At 40.0% G+C, this 18,577-nt stretch carries 15 protein-coding genes; 10 read left to right on the top strand and 5 right to left on the bottom strand.

The window, feature by feature from the left end; genetic code table 11:
* Positions 1-130: 130 nt before the first annotated feature.
* Positions 131-1,147 carry a LacI family DNA-binding transcriptional regulator gene (locus J8L71_RS08700; RefSeq protein ID WP_211000196.1) on the bottom strand — a complete coding sequence of 339 codons (1,017 nt, stop codon included), beginning with the start codon at positions 1,145-1,147 and terminating at the stop codon, positions 131-133.
* 279 nt (positions 1,148-1,426) lie between these two features.
* Between J8L71_RS08700 and glk the strand changes: the two genes are divergently transcribed.
* The 5 genes from glk (at position 1,427) to gap (ending at position 7,311) form a co-directional block, all read left to right on the top strand.
* A complete protein-coding gene (gene glk, locus J8L71_RS08695) occupies positions 1,427-2,419 on the top strand; it encodes a glucokinase (RefSeq protein ID WP_211000195.1) in 993 nt (330 codons plus the stop codon).
* 35 nt (positions 2,420-2,454) lie between these two features.
* Positions 2,455-3,468 (top strand): LacI family DNA-binding transcriptional regulator, encoded by a 1,014-nt coding sequence (locus J8L71_RS08690; RefSeq protein WP_138613384.1) that lies wholly within the window; start codon positions 2,455-2,457, stop codon positions 3,466-3,468.
* 323 nt (positions 3,469-3,791) lie between these two features.
* Positions 3,792-5,642, top strand: coding sequence for a phosphogluconate dehydratase (gene edd, locus J8L71_RS08685; protein ID WP_211000194.1), 1,851 nt, complete (start codon positions 3,792-3,794; stop codon positions 5,640-5,642).
* A gap of 34 nt (positions 5,643-5,676) precedes the next feature.
* Positions 5,677-6,297: a bifunctional 4-hydroxy-2-oxoglutarate aldolase/2-dehydro-3-deoxy-phosphogluconate aldolase gene (gene eda, locus J8L71_RS08680; protein ID WP_211000193.1), complete on the top strand. Its 621-nt coding sequence runs from the start codon at positions 5,677-5,679 to the stop codon at positions 6,295-6,297.
* A 9-nt stretch (positions 6,298-6,306) separates the two neighbouring features.
* Positions 6,307-7,311 carry a type I glyceraldehyde-3-phosphate dehydrogenase gene (gap, locus tag J8L71_RS08675; RefSeq protein WP_211000192.1) on the top strand — a complete coding sequence of 335 codons (1,005 nt, stop codon included), beginning with the start codon at positions 6,307-6,309 and terminating at the stop codon, positions 7,309-7,311.
* Positions 7,312-7,377: 66 nt separating this feature from the next.
* Here the strand turns inward: gap and J8L71_RS08670 are convergent, their stop codons facing one another.
* The 4 genes from J8L71_RS08670 to J8L71_RS08655 all read right to left on the bottom strand — a co-directional run bounded on the left by J8L71_RS08670 (position 7,378) and on the right by J8L71_RS08655 (position 13,693).
* Complete coding sequence (locus tag J8L71_RS08670) at positions 7,378-8,673, bottom strand: leucine-rich repeat-containing protein kinase family protein (RefSeq protein ID WP_211000191.1); 1,296 nt, start codon at positions 8,671-8,673, stop codon at positions 7,378-7,380.
* 74 nt (positions 8,674-8,747) lie between these two features.
* Entirely contained in the window at positions 8,748-9,461 is a 714-nt protein-coding gene (locus J8L71_RS08665; protein WP_211000190.1) for a YebC/PmpR family DNA-binding transcriptional regulator, read from the bottom strand.
* Positions 9,462-9,661: 200 nt separating this feature from the next.
* Positions 9,662-11,740, bottom strand: coding sequence for a M13 family metallopeptidase (locus J8L71_RS08660; RefSeq protein ID WP_211000189.1), 2,079 nt, complete (start codon positions 11,738-11,740; stop codon positions 9,662-9,664).
* A gap of 174 nt (positions 11,741-11,914) precedes the next feature.
* A complete protein-coding gene (locus tag J8L71_RS08655; protein ID WP_211000188.1) occupies positions 11,915-13,693 on the bottom strand; it encodes an ABC transporter ATP-binding protein/permease in 1,779 nt (592 codons plus the stop codon).
* A 105-nt stretch (positions 13,694-13,798) separates the two neighbouring features.
* Here J8L71_RS08655 and J8L71_RS08650 point away from each other — a divergent pair, with 105 nt between their 5' ends.
* From J8L71_RS08650 to J8L71_RS08630, 5 genes are all read left to right on the top strand, one after another.
* Positions 13,799-14,260 (top strand): hypothetical protein, encoded by a 462-nt coding sequence (locus J8L71_RS08650; RefSeq protein ID WP_211000187.1) that lies wholly within the window; start codon positions 13,799-13,801, stop codon positions 14,258-14,260.
* Positions 14,261-14,370: 110 nt separating this feature from the next.
* A complete protein-coding gene (gene secD / locus J8L71_RS08645) occupies positions 14,371-16,209 on the top strand; it encodes a protein translocase subunit SecD (protein WP_211000186.1) in 1,839 nt (612 codons plus the stop codon).
* The gene (gene secF, locus J8L71_RS08640; RefSeq protein ID WP_211000185.1) at positions 16,202-17,137 is read left to right on the top strand and encodes a protein translocase subunit SecF; all 936 of its coding nucleotides are present in this window, start codon (positions 16,202-16,204) and stop codon (positions 17,135-17,137) included. The genes secD and secF overlap by 8 nt, the downstream gene beginning before the upstream one ends.
* 114 nt (positions 17,138-17,251) lie before the next feature.
* A complete protein-coding gene (locus J8L71_RS08635) occupies positions 17,252-17,728 on the top strand; it encodes a GreA/GreB family elongation factor (protein WP_211000184.1) in 477 nt (158 codons plus the stop codon).
* Positions 17,729-18,005: 277 nt separating this feature from the next.
* Positions 18,006-18,533: a hypothetical protein gene (locus tag J8L71_RS08630; RefSeq protein WP_211000183.1), complete on the top strand. Its 528-nt coding sequence runs from the start codon at positions 18,006-18,008 to the stop codon at positions 18,531-18,533.
* Positions 18,534-18,577 lie beyond the last annotated feature (44 nt).

Here is an 18,577-nt window from a genome sequence, read left to right as displayed (position 1 = left end):
ATGAGGCTTTTTTTATAACTATTTAGTATTTTAAATGATATAGATTAGAGGGTGATATTTTAGAATGATGGAAAAGTAGTTTTACAATTAAGCTAATTTATAAGTAAAAATTTTATATGTACTCTATTTACTAACTACTACCCCTGGCTATCAGCGCTGGTGGTAAGAGGGTGCTTTGCACTTCTTCTTCACGTATTAATTTAAGTAGGTTTTCTACTAACATTTGACCTGCAATGGTAGTGTCTTGTGCGATGGTCGTGAGCGGCGGATTTATGTAGCTTGCAATAGCTATGTTATCAAAGCCTACAACGGCCACATCAGTAGGTACTTTTATGTTAGCTTCTTTAAGTGCGCGAATTGCACCAATGGCTATTAAATCACTCGCTGCAAAAAGTGCGTTAAATTTAATGTTATTAGCTATAAGTGAGCGTGTTGCATGATACCCCGACTCCTCAGTAGAGATAGCATTAGCCATTTTTCGCTCATTTATAGTTACGTTATTAGCTAATAGCTCGTCTTTAAAGCCTTCAAAGCGAGCAAAAAATTCTGGGCTATGATCGGATGCATCACCAATAAACGCACAATCTGTGCGGCTATGGGCAATTAAATGCCTTGCTGCAAGTTTACCACCGCCGTAATTATCACAACATACAGTGAGATCAGGGCGGTTATCTACAGTGGCCCCCCAGCATACAAACTTGGTGTTTTGATCAAGCAGGGTTTTAAACTTTGGCTGAAAGTCTATGTAATCACCGTAACCGAGTAAAATAATACCATCGGCTCTGTGGCTGTCCTCGTAATCTGCTTGCCAATCAGCACTTGCTGATTGAAACGAAACCAGTAAATCGTAACCTTCTTTTGCACACGCGCGGGTAATGCTGCCAAGCATCGATAAAAAGAACGGGTTTATTTGCGATTCATCAGAAGTAGGGTCTTCAAATAATAATAAGGCTAGGGTACTACTTTGCTGTGTGCGAAGGTTACTTGCGTTTTTATCAACTTTATAATTGAGTTGTTTTGCTATGTCGTGCACACGTTTGCGTGTTTCTTCATTAACAAGAGGGCTATTACGTAAAGCACGAGATACCGTTGATTGTGAAACCCCTGCATGATGGGCAATGTCAAATGAGGTGGCTTTACCTTTCATTGTTACAACTTAATTAAATGCTAAATAATTGTGTCATTTTCGACTATTAATGAATTATTTCAAGCTTTTTAAGATTTATTATTGATCTAATCCTGACACCGGTGTCATAATGCAAGTGTTTTATCATTTTGTTGTCAGAACGTATTAGTTGCAATTTTAAATAGCAGCCTTTTTTACTGTGATAGCTACTTTGAGGTGATAGCTCAAAGTATATAAATAACAATGCAAAGCCATTGTAAAATAATAAGCATAAGCCGCTTACACAAAAGAGATAATACCATGAACCAAAATTCTTCTGCCCAGTTTAACCCTATCTTAGTTGCTGATATAGGGGGCACCAATGCGCGCTTTGCATTAATTACCGATTTTAACGAGCAATTAAGCCAATTTGTTATTGAGCATATTAACATATTCCCTAGCGCAACCTTTGGTTCTTTAGAAAGTGCACTTGAACAATATTTAACAACTATTCCTCATACTAAACCAACACATGCGTGTCTAGCTGTTGCAGGCCCTATAAAAGCAGGGCAAGTACATTTAACAAATTTAGGTTGGCATTTTAGTGTTAACGAATTTAAAGCACAATTTAATTTAATTCAGTTAGAAGTAATTAATGATTTTGCAGCCTTTGCTTATGCAGCCCCTTACTTAGACTCAACGCAAAATATTACGATTAAATCAGGCCAAGCCGATGCTATCGCGAATATTGGTGTAATGGGACCCGGTACTGGTTTTGGCGCAGCGTGTTTAGTGCGTACAGCACAATCTACAGCAGTGTTGAGCTCTGAAGGCGGCCATATGACGCTTGCTCCAGTAAACGAGCTTGACTCTTTATTAATAAATGAGCTTCGTAAAGAGCACCCTCATGTTTCTGTTGAAACTGTTTTTTCAGGCCCAGGTATTACCCATTTATACAAAGCAATGGCCGCGGTGAAAGGTGTTAAACCTAAAAATTTAGATGCAGCGCAAATCAGTAGCCTGGCTAACAGTGGCGAGTGTGAAGTGTGTGATGCAACCCTAAACCAGTTTTGTGATTGGATAGGCAGTGTGGCTGGCGACTTAGCTGTTGCATACGGTGCATTAGGTGGCTTGTTTATAGGCGGTGGGATTTTACCTCGAATGCAAAGCCGATTATTAGAAAGTCGTTTTGTAGAGCGTTTTTCGCAAAAAGGCGTAATGTCACAATATGCGAGTCAGATTCCAGTTACGCTGGTAACGCAAGATAACATTCCACTTATTGGCGCTGGTGCGTGTTTATATAACAGCAAATAGTTTTTGTTTAATGGTTGTATTTGGATAATGAACAAATGAAAAAAGTAACCATAAATAGTGTAGCAAGCCATGCGGGCGTTTCTAAAAAAACAGTATCGCGGGTTTTAAATAACGAGCCTAATGTAAGTGCAGCGACGCGTGAAAAAGTGCTGAAAGTATTTAAAGAGCTTGATTATACGCCAAACCCAATAGCACGCGGACTTGCTCAAAATCGTAGCTTTATTATTGGCTGTTTGTACGACAACCCAAGTAAAAGCTATATAACACGTGTACAAACAGGTGCACTTGCTGCCTGTAAAGAGAATAACTACAACTTATTAATACACCCCTGCGAATTACGTGGTGACGATTTAATTAACGATATAGAACAGTTATTACAAACATCACGCTTAGATGGCGTTGTGCTTACCCCACCATTTGGTGATTTTGAAAAGCTCGCTAATTTTTTAAAAGCTAAAAAAATACCGTATGCACGGGTTGCATCAGCACTGCTTGAAGATGATTCAATTTCAGTTCGTAGCAACGACGAGCAGGGCGCGTATGAAATTACTGAGCATTTAATTTCGCTTGGTCACAAATCTATTGCCTTTATTAAAGGGCACCCTGATCATAGTGCTACTGAGCAGCGCTTTAAAGGTTACAGGCGAGCTTTAGCAAGCCACGGGATTGAATTTGACGAGCGTTTAGTTGAAGAGGGTAACTTTAGTTATCACTCTGGTGTAGACAGTGCACGCAGTATTTTAGATTTATCGCCAAGGCCTACGGCTGTATTTGCATCGAACGATTACATGGCGGCGGCGGTACTTAAGCTTGCTACACAGCGTCAATTAAAAGTGCCAGATGATATTTCTATAGCGGGGTTTGATAACGCGCCGATTGCACGCCACATTTGGCCAGGCTTAACAACTATTGCACAGCCAGTTGAAGAAATGACTAAACAGGCAGTGACACAGCTTATTTCGCATATTTCACAACCTCAAGAACAGCCATATCAGGTAACTCTTGAATCACGACTAATAACGCGAGAGTCCACAGCGGTTATAAAGTAAACTTTATTTGTTTTTCACAGTAACCCGAATATGAGTGACGCTTATTCGGGTTTTTTTGTGCGGATTTTAGTAAATAAACATAAAATTACTATGTTCATTAATTGGTCACGTTAAAATTTCACACTATTTTTGTTACCCAGGGTTGACACCGGTGTCAATGCTATGCGTTAATACAGTGACACCGGTGTCAGGGTTGTTGTGAGAGGCTCCCTGGTAGCGTACCTTTGAACGGGTAAATCAAAGATGCTCAGGGCAGTTATTTACGTGGAGTCTGTAATTGCTACTGAGCCTTTTTCCTCTAACTGATAGAGATGAGCTAAATTATGTTGCACCCTCGCATTGAAGAAGTCACCCAACGCGTTATCGAACGCAGTAAACAAACCCGTCAAGATTATTTAGATCGTATTTCGCACGCAAAAAAACAAACAAGAGTTCGTGCTGGACTAGGCTGCGGAAACATCGCTCACGTTATGGCTGCATGTAGCAGCGACGACAAAGCGCGCTTAAAGGCTGATGAGCAGCCAAATCTTGCTATTATCAACTCATATAACGATATGCTTTCGGCTCATGTGCCATACAAAGACTACCCAGATTTAATTAAAGACCTTGCAACTAAGTACGACGCAACAGCACAAGTTGCTGGTGGCGTACCTGCAATGTGTGATGGTGTTACGCAAGGGCGTGACGGCATGGAACTATCGCTTTTTTCTCGCGATGTTATTGCAATGTCTACAGCGGTTTCATTATCGCATGACGTATTTGACGGCGTATTTTGTTTAGGCGTATGTGACAAAATTGTCCCAGGTTTATTAATTGGCGCATTATCATTTGGCCATTTACCTGTGTTCTTTTTACCAGCAGGCCCAATGCAATCTGGTATCCCAAATAAAGAAAAAGCACGTATTCGTCAAAAGTTTGCACAAGGCTTAGTAAGCCGCGAAGACCTGCTAGAAGCTGAAAGCGCGTCTTACCACAGCGCGGGTACTTGTACGTTTTACGGTACCGCTAACTCAAACCAAATGCTTATGGAAATAATGGGCTTGCACCTTCCAGGCAGCTCATTTATTAACCCATACACAGAGCTTCGCGATGGACTAACAGGTAATGCTGTAGAAACCATGCTTAAGCAACTTACAGATGATAAAGAAAGCCCATGTTTAGCAGATGTGATCAGCGAAAAAACCATTATTAATGGTTTAGTTGGCTTGCTTTCAACAGGTGGCTCTACTAACCACGCTATTCATATTGTTGCTATTGCAAAAGCGGCTGGTATTCAAGTTACTTGGAAAGACATGTCTGATTTATCAGAAGTTGTTCCACTACTTACGCGTATTTACCCGAACGGCTCAGCAGATGTAAATCACTTCCAAGCTGCAGGCGGTATGGGCTTTTTAATGCGTGAACTTGCAAGCGCTGGTTATTTGCATACCGATGTTAAAACAATGCTAGGTGATGGCCTTGCACCGTACATGACAGAGCCGCGTCTTGATAAAGACGAAAGCTTAATCATGAGCGATTCAAATGGCCCAACTAAAGTTAAATGGGTAGATTGTCCTGAAAACTCTCTTGATGAAGAAGTACTTCGCCCAATTAACAACCCATTTAGTAAGCAAGGTGGCTTACAACTACTTACTGGTAACTTAGGTAAAGCAGTAATTAAAGTATCTGCTGTAGCAACCGAGCACCAAGTAGTAACAGCGCCTGCTAAAGTATTTAGCTCACAAGGCGAACTGCAAGAGGCATATAGCCGTGGCGAATTAAACCAAAACTTTATTGCTGTACTTAAAGAGCAAGGCCCTAAAGCTAAAGGTATGCCAGAGCTTCATAAATTAACGCCGGTAATGGCAACCCTTCAAGACGAAGGCTTTAAAGTAGCCATTGTTACTGATGGTCGTATGTCGGGTGCATCAGGTAAAGTGCCTGCTGCAATCCACTTAGCGCCAGAAGCTGTTGAAGGTGGCATTATTGCAAAAATTCACGAAGGTGATTTAGTAACTCTAGATGCGCCTAACGGAATATTAAAAGTACATGTTAGCGATGAAGAACTTGCTAAGCGTGAACTACAACTTAGCCAATCAAGCTTAACGTTTGGTACAGGCCGAGAGTTATTTACTGGATTTAGAAATATTGTAAGCAGCGCCGATTTAGGTGCGAGTGCTTTTGGACTTGAATAATAATTGCCACACACTGGGTAATGAGGAACAAGTAATGAGTATTGAAAAAATCTTAGCGTCGGCACCTGTGGTGCCAGTGGTTGTAATCGAAAAATTAGAAGATGCAGCACCACTTGCTAGAGCGTTATATAACGGCGGCTTAAAAGCCCTTGAAATCACGCTACGTACACCTATTGCAGCACAAGCTGTAAAGCTAATGAAAGCAGAGGTTCCAGAGGCTTTCGTTGGTACTGGTACGGTAGTAGATAAAGCAAGCTTTGACGCTTCAGTAGAAGCCGGTGCAGATTTTATGGTTAGCCCGGGCGTAAGTGACGAGCTTATTGAATTGGCTAAAACGTCTAATATTCCATTTCTACCAGGCGCTGCAACTGCAAGTGAAGTTATGCAGTTAGCAAGCCATGGCTTTAAGTTTTTAAAATTCTTCCCAGCTGAAGCTGCAGGCGGAACGGCAATGCTTAAATCTATTGGAGGCCCATTACCACATATTACTTTTTGCCCAACAGGTGGCATTAGCCTAGCAACCGCGCCTAACTACTTAGCACTTAATAATGTTATTTGTGTTGGTGGTACGTGGATGTTAGATAAACAACTTATTGAAAATAAAGACTGGCAAGCCATTGAAGCGCTTGCTCGCCAAGCAAGTGAACTTAAATAGGAGTCTAAAATGATTAATGTAGCAATTAACGGTTATGGCCGTATCGGTCGCAATGTATTACGTGCACTTTACGAGTCAGCACAAAACAGTGAAATTAAAATTGTAGCAATCAACGATTTAGCACCGGCTAACGTAAATGCACACTTAACACAGTTTGACTCAGTGCATGGTCAATTTTCTCAAAAAGTAACATTATCAGATAACACTATGTTAATTGGTGATGATGTAATTACGCTTACTCAAGAGCGTGACCCTGCAAACTTACCGTGGAAAGAGCTAAATGTAGATATCGTTTTAGAATGTACGGGCTTTTTCACTAAGCGCGAAGACGCGGCTAAGCACATTACAGCGGGCGCTAAAAAAGTGATTGTATCTGCACCTGGTAAAGATCTAGACGCAACTGTAGTACACGGTGTTAACAGCGACGTGATTAACACTGATAGCAACATTATCTCTAACGCTTCTTGTACTACTAACTGTTTAGCGCCAATTGCAAAAGCAATTAACGATACAGTAGGTATTGAGCAAGGTAGTATGACTACAATTCATGCTTATACAAACGATCAAAACCTATCTGACGTTTACCACCCAGATTTATACCGTGCACGTAGTGCAACACAGTCTATGATCCCAACTAAAACAGGTGCTGCTGCAGCTGTTGGCCTAGTACTTCCTGAGCTTGCAGGTAAATTAGACGGTATGTCGGTACGTGTACCTACTATCAATGTTTCTTTAGTTGATTTTACGTTTATCACTAAACGTGACACTACAGCTGAAGAAATCAACGAAGTAATGAAAGCCGCAGCAACAGGTTCAATGAAAGAAATCTTAGAGTACAATGAGCTTCCGCTTGTTTCTATTGATTTTAATCACAACCCAGCGTCATCAATTTTTGATGCAACGCAAACTAAAGCTGATGGCAAACTAGTTAAAGTAATGGCTTGGTACGATAACGAATGGGGTTTCTCAAACCGCATGTTAGACCAAGTTAAAGCATTAGGTCAGTACTTATAATTGACCGCGTAAAAGTTTAGCTTTATCCAACCAAGCCTGCATTACGCAGGCTTTTTTTTGATTTATTTATACTAAGTCGTTTAATAAAGCGCTTAGCGCTTTAAAGTTTGGGCGAGACGCAATAGCGGTATTTATAGCACGTGCGGCTATATCGGACATTTTAGCAAACAATTCACTTTGCTTATCTTTTGTGCTAACAGTACTTAGTAAATCCTCAATTAAACACCCAAAAGCACGCACTTCTATTAACTGTATTTGCTGTTGCTGATATTCGCTAAGCATGGCTAAATTTGTAGCCGCGCCAAAATCGCCAAATAAAACGTCATATTGTTCATTTATCATGGTGTTGTGTGCGTAAATATCACCATGGCTTACGTAATTATCATGTAGGTGAGCAAGGGTATTTGCCATCTGTTTTGCTATTTTATATACAGCTTCAACGGGGTAAGTACAACCGTCATTAAATGTATCGCGCGTACACGTTTCTAAACTTGGTGGTAAACCTAAATTTGTATAATCGGTACCTATTAATTCCATTACTAAGCCAAGCTGTGTGCTTTGCTCTATGTAGCTCAATACATTGATTAGATTAATATGACTGCCAGCCTGTAGGCAGCAGTTTACTTCATCAAGTGGGTAGCCATCGCTTGTAATTGCTCCTTTAAAAAGCTTTACCGCCACATTGTTATTTTCTGCATTTGCAAGGTGTATAACGCCCGATGCACCTTGGCCTATTACTTTTTTAAGCTGAAAATTTTCAAGCGGGGTATTTTTTAAAGTACTTTTAGTTAAGCACTGAGCTTTATTAAATTCATTACCTGCAAAGGCAAGCCAAGCAAGTTTTGGTAATTCTAGTAGCCAATCATCAATTTTTGTTAAGTTGTTTGCAGAGAGCCTTACAAGTTCTAAATTAGTACAGTTAGCCAGGCTTATAGGTAATTGTTTTAGGCTATTACCAGCCAGCGCAAGCTTTTTAAGCTGTGTGTAATTACCAAAGTCTTCGGGTAATTCACTTAACGTGTTATCGGTGAGTATTAACCATTCAATATTTTTTGGTAGGCTGCTTAGTGCAAACTCTGAAATTTGATTACCTTTAAACGCGACCATAATTAGAGCAGGGCATTTAGCGAGTACTTTAGGAATATACTTAAACTGGTTAAACGATAAAAACACGCGCTTTAAGCGGTGTAAACAAGCAAATTCTGTAGGTAAATCCGATAAATTATTATTTGATAAATCGAGTACTTCTAAAGTATCTGCAAGGGTAAAAATTTCGTGAGGAAATTCAGTCAGCTCTTCAACAAGTTGTAAGCGTGTTACGCCATTTAACTTACCGGCTTTAAGCTCTGCAAGGGTATTCATAAATTTTCACAAGCCTTTTAAAATGAAAAAGCCAACATCACTGTTGGCTCAAAGTCGTTCTTATCTACTAAGCTTTAAAATTGTGCATTGTGGTACACGTTTTGTACGTCGTCACAATCTTCAAGCATAGCTAAAAAGCGTTCCATTACTTCAACATCTTCGCCTTCAATAGGCGCTTCAATTTGTGGAACAAAGGCAATTAAATCTTCGTCAAATTCTGTAACGCCCATTTCTTCAAGTGCTGTGCGTGTGTTGTTGTATTCAGTATGCGGAGCAAAAACAGTTACTTTTCCGTCTTCTACTTCTACATCTGTTACATCTACATCAGCCATCATTAATGCTTCTAGGACAGCTTCGTCGTCATCACCGTCAAAAACAAAAATAGCAAGGTGATCAAATAAATGAGAAACCGAATTTTGTGCGCCAATTTTAGCATTTGCTTTAGTAAAACAAACACGTACATCAGCAAAGGTACGTTTGTTGTTATCTGTTAAACAATCAACAATAATCATACAGTTACCTGGGCCGTAGCCTTCGTAACGAGTTGCTGCGTAATCTTCACCGCCACCACCTTTTGCTTTTTCAATTGCGCGCTCAATTACGTGTGCTGGTACTTGGTCTTTTTTTGCACGTTCAATTAAACGGCGTAATGATAGATTACCATCTGTATCTACACCGCCATTTTTAGCACAAATATAAATTTCTTTACCGTACTTAGAGTAAACTTTAGTTTTAGCACCCGCAGTTTTAGCCATTGAATCTTTTTTGTTTTGGTAAGCTCTTCCCATCTGCGTTTCGCCTTAATTTTATAAATAACTGAAAAATAATAGACCGTATTCTAAAGGTAAATGGCATTAAGGGCTAGTACGGAATGGGGAACATTAATAGTTAAAAAGCTAAAATAACCATTTGCATAAATTAATACGCTTAAAATAAAACAGCCCGCTGTTGCGGGCTGTTTAGATTTTGTTTACATATTATAAGGCAATTACCAAATACGAACGCGTTCTTCTTCTGGTAAATACAAGGCATCGCCCGGTTTTACGTCAAATGCTTTGTACCAAGCATCGTGGTTACGTGGTGCTTGCGCTCTAAAGCGACCCGGTGCATGTGTTCCACCGCGAAGTTGGTTTAACATGCTTTGTTCAGTACGTTTTTCTTTCCATACTTGTGCCCATGCAAGGAAGAAACGTTGATCGCCAGTAACACCATCAATAACAGGCGCTTCTTTACCATTTAAACTTAGCTTGTAAGCATGGTAAGCCATCGACAAACCACCCACATCACCAATGTTTTCGCCGAGGCTGTTGCGACCATTAACAAAGTTACCTTCTATTGGCTCGTATTTACTATACTGGGCGGCCAATTGGTCTGCTTTTTTATCAAATGCAGCGCGATCAGCATCAGTCCACCAGTTACGTTGAATCCCATTTTCGTCTGATTTTGAACCTTGGTCATCAAAACCATGGCCCATTTCGTGACCAATTACAGCGCCAATACCGCCGTAGTTAACTGCTGGATCGGCATTTGGATCAAAAAACGGAGGTTGTAATATTGCGGCAGGAAACACAATTTCGTTAAACGAGCTATTGTAGTAGGCATTTACACGTTGTGGTGTCATGCCCCAACGGTTACGATCCGTTTTTTGTAGTTCTTTTTCTACGCTTTCAGCGCGGAAAAACTTACGCATGTTTTTAACGTTACCCACTAAATCGTTATGGCTAATAGTTAAACCATCGTAAGACTGCCATACATCTGGGTAACCAATTTTTGGAACAAATGCAGCTAACTTAGCACGTGCGTTTACTTTAGTTTCAGCGCCCATCCAGTCTAAGTTATTAATACGCTCACCTAACGCTGAACGCAGGTTTTCAACCAGTTCAGACATTTGTTGTTTAGATGATTCAGGAAAGTATTGGTCAACGTAAATTTTACCAATAGCAAAGCCTAGCGAGCTTGTGCCCGACATTGTGTTAATTGCACGTTTCCAGCGAGGGCGCGGCTCTTGTTGGCCGTTTAGCTCTTTGCCATAAAATGCAAAACGGGTGTTAAAAATATCTTCAGAAAGTAATCCCGCATTACCGCTAATTGCATGGTAAGTTAGGTAATCTTTCCAAACCGCCATATCTTCATTATTAATAAGCTCAATCATGGCTTTAACCGGTTCAGGCTGAGATACATTAAGCTGAGGTACTTTATATCCTGTTTGCTCAAAATATATATCCCAGTTAAAACCAGGGTAAGTAGCGGCTAAATCTTCACGTTTAATTTGATTTAACGACAGGTCGCGGTTACGTCGTTTTTCGCGTGGCCAATGGCCTTGTGCTATTTTAGTTTCAAGCTCTAATATGGCTTTTGCGCGTTCTGTTGTGTTTTCAACATTGGCAAACTTTAGCATGTCGGCAATATGAGCCACGTAAGCTTCGCGAGTTTTAACAAAACGCTCAGCATCTTCTAAATAGTAAGAACGGTCAGGTAAGCCTAAACCACCAGCGCCTAACGACATTTCGTATTTATTTGGATCTAAACGGTTAAACCACATACCACCACCAATAGGAGTACGCAGACCCGATAACCACGATTGCCCAAATACATAAGCTAAGTCGTCGGTTGATTCCATATTACTAATTTGATTTAACAGCGGTTGAATAGGTTTAACACCCAACTCATTAAGTGTGTCGGTATCCATGTACGAATTATAAAAATCAGCAACCAATTGCTCTTCAGCGTTTAGCTCTTTACGTGCAGCTATGTCTTCGATAATTTTTTTAACACGGTCTTCACTGCGTTCTGCTAATGCCGAAAACGCACCATAACGCGTTTTGTCAGCTGGCATATTGTAGTTGTCGTACCATGTGCCACTGGCGTACATGAAAAAATCATCACCAGGTTTAACGGCTTCGTTACGCGCTGATAAATCTACACCAAAGCTACCTAGTTCGGCTTTATTACTAATGGCTGTACTTTCAGCACTTGCAATTTGAACTTCACTGCTTGTAGTTTGTGGCTCTGAACAGCCAGTTATAAAAGTGGCAGCTAAAGCCGCTGCAATTAAACTCTTTTTCATTGTTTATCCCCCTGGATAATGAATTTGTTAATTTTTGTTATAAAAAATATCATTTTTGATTGTTATGTATAAAAGACAGGCACACAATTCTTTTGAGGTGAATCACAGCCTGACCCGATAAAAGCCAATAAACAACAGCAAGCAATAAGTGACCCATATAAATTAATAAACAGGTTAATCTTGTTGTTGTAATGCCCACATATGTGCATATTCACCGCCCAAGGGCAGTAACTCATTATGTTTACCTTGTTCAACAATTTGGCCTGATTTAAGCACTATAATAGAGTGTGCATCGGTAATGGTTGATAAGCGATGCGCAATTACAATACTGGTGTGCTCGCTTGCTACTTCATGCATGGCCTTTAATATTGCTTGTTCGGCCTGAGAGTCAAGTGCCGATGTGGCCTCGTCAAATATTAAAATAGGGGATTGTTTTAAAATAGCGCGTGCAATGGCAATACGTTGCTTTTCGCCGCCAGATACTTTTAAACCGCGCTCGCCAACCAGTGTTTTATCGCCGTTTTCTAATGTTGAAATAAAGTCTTTTAAATGGGCCATTTCTATTGCTTTATCTATTTCAGCACCAGTGGCTGATGGCCTGCCATAGGCTATGTTTTCACGTATAGTGGTGTTAAATAACACAGTGTCTTGTGGCACTATAGCAATGGCGCTACGCAGGCTATTAAGTGTAACTGAATCTATGGCTTGGTTATCTATAGTAATAGTGCCCGAGCTCACATCGTAAAAGCGATAAAGTAACCGTGCTAATGAGCTTTTACCTGCGCCACTTGCTCCTACAACCGCTACTTTACTGCCTGCTTTTATTTTAAAGCTAATATCATTGAGTATTGGACGACTAGCATTGTAACTAAAGCTCACATTTTTAAACGCTATGTCGCCGTTGGTAAGTATTAGGTTTTGGGCATTAGGCTGCTCAGTTACCTGCGGCTTTTTATTAAGTAAGCCCAGCATGTTTTCTAAATCGGTAAGCGCTCGCCTTATTTCACGATATACAAATCCCAAAAAGTTAAGCGGTAAAAATAATTGGATCATGTATGCATTTATCATTACAAGTTCACCAATTGTTAAAGCGCCTGTTACCACTTCTTTGGCGCCTAGCCACATAAGCGCTGTAATAGCACTGGCAATAATTAATGCTTGGCCAGAATTAAGCGCAAGTAACGACATTCTATTTTTTAAACGGGCGGTTTCCCAGTTTGCTAAAAATGAGTCGTATGTTTTGGCCTCAAATTCTTCGTTGTTGAAGTATTTTACAGTTTCAAAGTTGAGAAGGCTGTCTATAGCGCGGGTATTACTTAAATTATCGGCGGCATTTGCCTCACGTATAAAGCGGTTTCGCCACTGCGTTACTGTTACGGTAAAGGTAATATAAATAGCAACCGCTAATAAGGTTATTAACGCAAACCAAACAGAAAATAGCGTCCCAAAAATAATAGCAACGGTGAGTATTTCAAAAAGAGTCGGTACAATGTTAAACATTAAAAAACGCATTAAAAAACTTAACCCGCTTGTACCGCGTTCTATATCGCGGCTTATTCCGCCGGTTTGTCTATCTAAATGAAAGGCGAGCTCAAGTGAGTGTAAATGTTTAAAAACTTTTAAACCAATATCGCGCATAGCGTGCTCTGTTACACGAGAGAACACCGCATCGCGTACTTCGCCTAAAAAAACACTTGCAAACCTAAGTCCACCATACATAAGCAGTAGTAACGCGGGAATAACTAAAATTGGATTAATTGATTTATCTACCGAGTCGATAATTTCTTTTAGCGCCCAAGGCATTAAAAGTGTTGCGCCTTTAGCACCTATAAGCGCTAAAAGTGCAATAAATACTCGCCCTTTAAATTTAGTAATGTAAGGCCACAGCGTTTTAATGCTTTGTTTTAAGGTCATGGCATCGGCGCGTTTTTCTGTGGTTTGTCTAGAGCGCATTAAAAGCCTCGGTAAAATTAAATTGAATACTAAATAGGTAGGCATTGTATTTTAAATACTTGCCCTTATATACTACGCATCCCTTATTTTAGTTTTAAAATAATCATGTTTAAATTTCGTGTGTTTATAACTGCCTTTTTGCTACTTGCTGCACTTTTTAGTGTGCAGAGTAACGCTGCGCAAACAACACAAAATTTAAACCCTGCTGTAAGTTCACATATTTTATTTACAGATGCCGTTGATATAACTAAAACAGAGCCTGTCACAGAGTCTGCAGGCGTACCTACGCATAAAAAAACGCATCAAACTGACTTTTCAGCTCACCAGCCACGTCTAACAGCTAACAATTCATCGTTTTTTTTGCACAGTGTACAAAATGAACCAGAATACGACGTTGTTTATGAGTTTTTTGCGCAGCATCTTGTTAGGCAAATATTTTTACGCCCTCAAGCGGTAAACGTTATTCAGCCTTGGTATACGTTTGTGCACAATAGTAAAAAATCCCGTTTAAGTGGCTGGAAAGATGCCAACTTACTCTATAGAGCTGTCACTACTTACCACGCTTAATTTTTCTTATTTAATTTTAATGAGGCTTTAACGTTACACGTTTAAGCCTTGAGATTAATTGTGCTTTAAAAAGCACGTTGCCAGTAATTTACTGGCAATAAGGAAAAATCATGTTAAGTGTAAAAAAAGATCAAAAGCCATTTATGGCTAAATTTAAATTGAGCTATGTAGCCATGCTTATTGTGTTGGTTTTATTAGCCATTAGCGCACTACCTAACTTATATCCTAATAAATCGTGGTTGCATGTAAGCAACGCGCCACATAGTGAAACACAAGCCGTGCCAAGCACTAAAGCACTCGTTACTTTTTTAAATAACCAAGGGTTAGAAGTAGAGCAAGGGCTTGATAAGCAATCAACTATAAATATTATGTTAAACGAGCCAACTAAAAGCGCACAAGCGCAAGCGGCCATAAAGGCGCAGTACCCAAACACACAAGTTAAGATTGTAGAGCATGCAACAAGCCCACTATGGTTACAAAACTTTGGTTTGTCGCCTATAAAGTTAGGCCTTGATTTAAACGGCGGCGTGTTATTTGTACTCGACGTAGATTTAGATAAAGCCGTTGATGAGCAATTAGTGAGTGCGTATCAACAAGCTAAGTCAATTATATTTAAGCAAAAAGCGCACGGTCTTAAAGCGCAGCAAACTGAGCATGGCTTTGAAATCAACGCTCTGCCTAATGCGGTGCAAAAACTTAACCCAGTGATTGATGAGCTACAAAGTCGTTTTGCTAATTTAGCGGTTACAACAACCGGCAATGGCAATGTTAAAAATGCAAAATTTAGCTACTCAGAGCAAGGGCGCAGCAACTTTGATAAAGAAGTAATGAGCCAAACGCTTACTACGCTTCGCTCACGCATTGAAGAATTAGGTATTACCGAAGCTGTAACACAGCGTCAAGGTAAACAGCGTATACGTATTGAGCTACCAGGCGTGCAAGACCCAACCGAGGCAAAACGCATTATTGGCGCGACTGCATCACTTGGGTTTTATCAGTTAAAAGAAGTGGGTGGCAAAACATTTAATATGCAGTCTGGTGGCACCATAAACCTTGATCCTGTGCCTATTTTTACCGGCGATCATATTAATAATGCCAACATAGGGCGCGATGACTGGGGTAAACCCCTTGTGCAACTTAGTCTAGATGGGCAAGGCGGCGATGCTATGTCGGCGTTTTCAAAAGCTAATATTGGTAAGCCTATGGCCACGGTTTACTCTGAGTACTCTCAAAACGCAAGCGGTGAAACCGTTAAAAAAAGCGAAGTTATTAATGTGGCTAATATTGCGCAGCATTTAAGCTCACGTTTTAGCATTACCAATATGAAAAGCCAGCAAGCAGCGGCCGATTTAGCCCTGTTATTACGAGCAGGCTCACTAACCGCGCCAGTAACAATAGTGCATGAGCAAACAATAGGGCCAAGCCTTGGCAGCGAAAATATTAGTAATGGTTTAGCCGCATTAATGCTTGGTATGGGTATTACACTTGCCTTTATGGCGCTGTGGTATCGCCGCTTAGGGCTTATTGCAAACGTAGCGCTGTTGTTAAATTTAACGTCGCTTGTTGGCTTAATGTCGTTATTACCGGGGGTTGTATTAACCCTGCCGGGTATTGCCGGGCTTGTGCTCACTATTGGTATGGCGGTAGATACTAACGTTATTATATTTGAGCGAATTAAAGAAGAGCGCCGTAAAGGGCGTACGCCATACCAAGCAATTCAAGAGGGGTATAAACAGGCGGCCAATACGATATTTGATGCCAATATAACCACTATGATCACCGCGCTTATTTTATACGGCATAGGTTACGGGCCAGTTAAAGGCTTTGCCATAACATTGGCACTTGGTTTAATTACTTCAGTATTTACTGGCGTGTACGTATCAAAAGTACTAAGCCAAACGTTATATTTAAAATTGGCTAAAAAAGCAGGAGTAAATGCACATGCTTAACACTTTTTTAAAGGGCGAGGCGGGCACACGTCTGCGTTTTTCAGGCATGATTTTGAGCGCCATACTTGTATTGCTATCGGTATTTACGCTTAGTCAAAAAGGGCTTAATTTTGGCCTAGACTTTACCGGTGGCTACCTAACGGAATTTACCACCAGCCAAAGTGTTGAGCTAAAAGAGCTTAAATCGTTTATTACTAAAAATCACAATGGCGAGTTTGAGCTAACTGCGCAAGGTAATAGCCATTTTCAACTACGCGAAGCGCCTAGCGATTCTGTAAACAGTGACCGAAGTGATTGGCAATCTGCCATTACTCAAAACGCAGATATAAACGCAGAGGTATTATCGTCAGCGTATATTGGCTCGCAAGTGGGTGATGAACTGTTTGAGCAAGGTTGTTTAGCCCTGTTTTCAGCTATGGTTGCAGTAATGCTTTATTTAGCGGTACGGTTTGAATGGCGTTTAGCCGTAGGCTCAGTGGTTGCGCTGGTACATGATTTACTACTGGTACTGGGGCTATTTTCGCTATTACAAATTGAGTTTAATTTAACTGTATTGGCTAGTTTACTCGCCATTATAGGTTACTCACTTAATGACTCAATAATAGTAGGTGATAGAGTACGAGAGCTTTTACGTGTTAAATCTAATAATGCACTTAGCCCTGCAAGTATTATCAATAATGCGATAAAAAGCACCTTAACGCGCACACTTATTACATCAGGTACCACACTTGCAACGGTTGCGAGCGTTTGGTTACTTGCAGGGGCACCATTACAAGGCTTTGCCATTGCATTATTTACAGGCATTGTAGTGGGCACATTTTCTTCTATTTGTATTGCGGCCACCTTGCCTGAGCTTTTAGGGTTAAGTGCTAAAAACTACGAAGAAAAACTTGATGTAAAAACCCAAGCATTAATGGATATGCCATAAATGCGAGTCTTAATAATTAAGTAAACATATCGGCGCTTAAAATAATGGTTTTAAGCGCCTTATAACGTTAAAATTAACCACATAGTTTACAGCATTGGTTATTAGCGCTCCCTCATGAACAAAACCCACGTAATTGAACACCTTAAATTTGCACTTGAAGCACAATTAAACAGCGCTAAACAAGCTGCCAAAGCCGCGCACGACGCCGCAACTCACGAAGAAAGCGTTGCAGAAACGCAATACGACACCTTAGGGCTTGAAGCCGCTTATTTAGCACAAGGCCAAGCTGAGCGCGTAAACGATTGCTACAAAAGCATTAAACAATTTGAAGCCATTTTTAAAGAGCCCACTCATAATAAAGTGATTATAAGCTCACTCGTTTGCTTAGAAGATGAAAACACGGTACAAAAATGGTTTTATTTAGGCCCAGCCGCAGGCGGCTTAACGGTTGAAGTTAAAGGGCTAATTATTCAAGTTGTTACACCCGAAGCCCCGCTGGGAAAACAACTTATAGGCAAGCAGCTTGATGATGAAGTAAGCCTAACTATTGCAGGTAAAAACCATGAATATGATGTGGTAGAAATTTTATAAAACATTGGTTTTATATGTAGGTCGGATTAGCGAAGCGCCATCCGACAAAGCTAATTTTTCTCATAACATTATTAAATGTCGTTTTGGTGTAAATCATTTGGCCCATTTGAATGCATGGGTAATTACTTGTTTACATTAAAGTTGTTTGGTGGAATTATTGAGCTATGTAATATACGCCGTTTTGTTGTTTTATAAATCATTAAAATGTTATTCAATACAATGCTATATGGTAGTCGTTGGATTTAAGCTTCAGCGAATCAAAAGATAAGGGAACTATATGAGTCGTTGGATTCAACAATTTGAAAATCATGCTTTTAAACCAGTATGGGAAGAAATACTTGATGTTACTGATGAGGTACTTGTTGACGATGAAACTGTCGTAACGAGCGTGGAGGAAATAGCAAGATTTAAAAAAGTAGTTAATTATTTAAATTCTTTATTAGAAGCTTGTGATCCAGAACTAATACCACCTTCAACTTGGGATAATTATCATGGTCAATGTAATTCGTGCTTACAGCAAATAAAAAGCTATCAAAGTAATCGGAACATTGGGCATATTACAAATGCTAATAAGCATCTAGATAATTTATTAACTTATATTAGGCCTTATCAAGTTGTTGCAGGTAAAGCAGCAAAGTCTGCAAGTGCCTCATTCGTAGCGTACACGAAAACAATTAATTCAAAGTTAAATTCATTTCAAACTGAAGCAAGCTCTATTTTGGATACAGTTTGTGACTATAAGGACAGTGCATCAAGCCTTGTTTCAGAATTAGAGCTTTCAAATCAACGTATTAAAGAATTATAAACACATTACTTTGATGACGGTGAAGAAGAAAGCTTAAGTACCAG

It is taken from the genome of Pseudoalteromonas sp. MMG007, assembly GCF_018100985.1.
Taxonomy (GTDB): domain Bacteria; phylum Pseudomonadota; class Gammaproteobacteria; order Enterobacterales; family Alteromonadaceae; genus Pseudoalteromonas.
Note: the sequence above shows the minus strand (reverse complement) of the source record. Positions and strands in the feature narration are given on the sequence as shown.

Coding starts and splice junctions, on each gene's coding strand:
- J8L71_RS08665 (WP_211000190.1), bottom strand. CDS start 9,461: ATGGGAAGAGCTTACCAAAACAAAAAAGATTCAATGGCTAAAACTGCG.
- J8L71_RS08700 (WP_211000196.1), bottom strand. CDS start 1,147: ATGAAAGGTAAAGCCACCTCATTTGACATTGCCCATCATGCAGGGGTT.
- secD (WP_211000186.1), top strand. CDS start 14,371: ATGTTAAGTGTAAAAAAAGATCAAAAGCCATTTATGGCTAAATTTAAA.
- J8L71_RS08690 (WP_138613384.1), top strand. CDS start 2,455: ATGAAAAAAGTAACCATAAATAGTGTAGCAAGCCATGCGGGCGTTTCT.
- gap (WP_211000192.1), top strand. CDS start 6,307: ATGATTAATGTAGCAATTAACGGTTATGGCCGTATCGGTCGCAATGTA.
- J8L71_RS08660 (WP_211000189.1), bottom strand. CDS start 11,740: ATGAAAAAGAGTTTAATTGCAGCGGCTTTAGCTGCCACTTTTATAACT.
- J8L71_RS08670 (WP_211000191.1), bottom strand. CDS start 8,673: ATGAATACCCTTGCAGAGCTTAAAGCCGGTAAGTTAAATGGCGTAACA.
- glk (WP_211000195.1), top strand. CDS start 1,427: ATGAACCAAAATTCTTCTGCCCAGTTTAACCCTATCTTAGTTGCTGAT.
- J8L71_RS08630 (WP_211000183.1), top strand. CDS start 18,006: ATGAGTCGTTGGATTCAACAATTTGAAAATCATGCTTTTAAACCAGTA.
- J8L71_RS08655 (WP_211000188.1), bottom strand. CDS start 13,693: ATGCGCTCTAGACAAACCACAGAAAAACGCGCCGATGCCATGACCTTA.
- J8L71_RS08650 (WP_211000187.1), top strand. CDS start 13,799: ATGTTTAAATTTCGTGTGTTTATAACTGCCTTTTTGCTACTTGCTGCA.
- eda (WP_211000193.1), top strand. CDS start 5,677: ATGAGTATTGAAAAAATCTTAGCGTCGGCACCTGTGGTGCCAGTGGTT.
- J8L71_RS08635 (WP_211000184.1), top strand. CDS start 17,252: ATGAACAAAACCCACGTAATTGAACACCTTAAATTTGCACTTGAAGCA.
- secF (WP_211000185.1), top strand. CDS start 16,202: ATGCTTAACACTTTTTTAAAGGGCGAGGCGGGCACACGTCTGCGTTTT.
- edd (WP_211000194.1), top strand. CDS start 3,792: ATGTTGCACCCTCGCATTGAAGAAGTCACCCAACGCGTTATCGAACGC.